At 53.3% G+C, this 1,452-nt stretch carries 1 rRNA gene; it reads right to left on the reverse strand.

The window, feature by feature from the left end:
* Positions 1-22: 22 nt before the first annotated feature.
* Positions 23-1,452 (reverse strand): 16S ribosomal RNA (locus PGR14_RS15980); the annotation flags it as partial.

Raw genomic sequence — 1,452 nt, forward strand, 5'->3', positions numbered from 1 at the left:
TTCCTTACTTCTTCTTCCTTAGAAAGGAGGTGATCCAGCCGCACCTTCCGATACGGCTACCTTGTTACGACTTCACCCCAGTTATCGGTCCCACCTTCGGCAGCTCCCTCCTTACGGTTGGGTCACTGACTTCGGGCGTTACCAACTCCCATGGTGTGACGGGCGGTGTGTACAAGACCCGGGAACGTATTCACCGCGACATGCTGATTCGCGATTACTAGCGATTCCAGCTTCATGTAGTCGAGTTGCAGACTACAATCCGAACTGAGACGTTATTTTTGAGATTTGCTTACCCTCGCAGGCTTGCTTCCCTTTGTTTACGCCATTGTAGCACGTGTGTAGCCCTGCTCATAAGGGGCATGATGATTTGACGTCATCCCCACCTTCCTCCAGGTTATCCCTGGCAGTCTCTCCAGAGTGCCCATCCAAAATGCTGGCTACTGAAGATAAGGGTTGCGCTCGTTGCGGGACTTAACCCAACATCTCACGACACGAGCTGACGACAACCATGCACCACCTGTCACCGGTGTTCCGAAGAAAAGGCATCATTACATGCCGGTCACCGGGATGTCAAGAGCAGGTAAGGTTCTTCGCGTTGCTTCGAATTAAACCACATGCTCCACCGCTTGTGCGGGTCCCCGTCAATTCCTTTGAGTTTCATTCTTGCGAACGTACTCCCCAGGTGGACTACTTATTGCGTTTGCTGCGGCACCGAAGAGCTTTGCTCCCCGACACCTAGTAGTCATCGTTTACGGCGTGGACTACCAGGGTATCTAATCCTGTTTGCTCCCCACGCTTTCGAGCCTCAACGTCAGTCATCGTCCAGTAAGCCGCCTTCGCCACTGGTGTTCCTCCCAATATCTACGCATTTCACCGCTACACTGGGAATTCCACTTACCTCTCCGACACTCTAGCTGCATAGTTTCCAAAGCAGTCCCGGGGTTGAGCCCCGGGCTTTCACTTCAGACTTACACAGCCGTCTACGCTCCCTTTACACCCAGTAAATCCGGATAACGCTTGCACCATACGTATTACCGCGGCTGCTGGCACGTATTTAGCCGGTGCTTCTTAGTCAGGTACCGTCATTTTCTTCCCTGCTGATAGAGCTTTACATACCGAAATACTTCTTCGCTCACGCGGCGTCGCTGCATCAGGGTTTCCCCCATTGTGCAATATTCCCCACTGCTGCCTCCCGTAGGAGTTTGGGCCGTGTCTCAGTCCCAATGTGGCCGGTCACCCTCTCAGGTCGGCTACTGATCGTTGGCTTGGTAGGCCGTTACCCCACCAACTACCTAATCAGACGCGGGTCCATCTCATACCACCGGAGTTTTTCCCACTGAGCCATGCGGCTCCGTGGTCTTATGCGGTATTAGCAGTCATTTCTAACTGTTATCCCCCTGTATGAGGCAGGTTACCCACGCGTTACTCACCCGTCCGCCACTCAGTCACAAA

This window comes from Coprococcus sp. AF99-45 (assembly GCF_027663865.1).
In the GTDB taxonomy this organism is placed as follows: domain Bacteria; phylum Bacillota; class Clostridia; order Lachnospirales; family Lachnospiraceae; genus Allocoprococcus; species Allocoprococcus comes.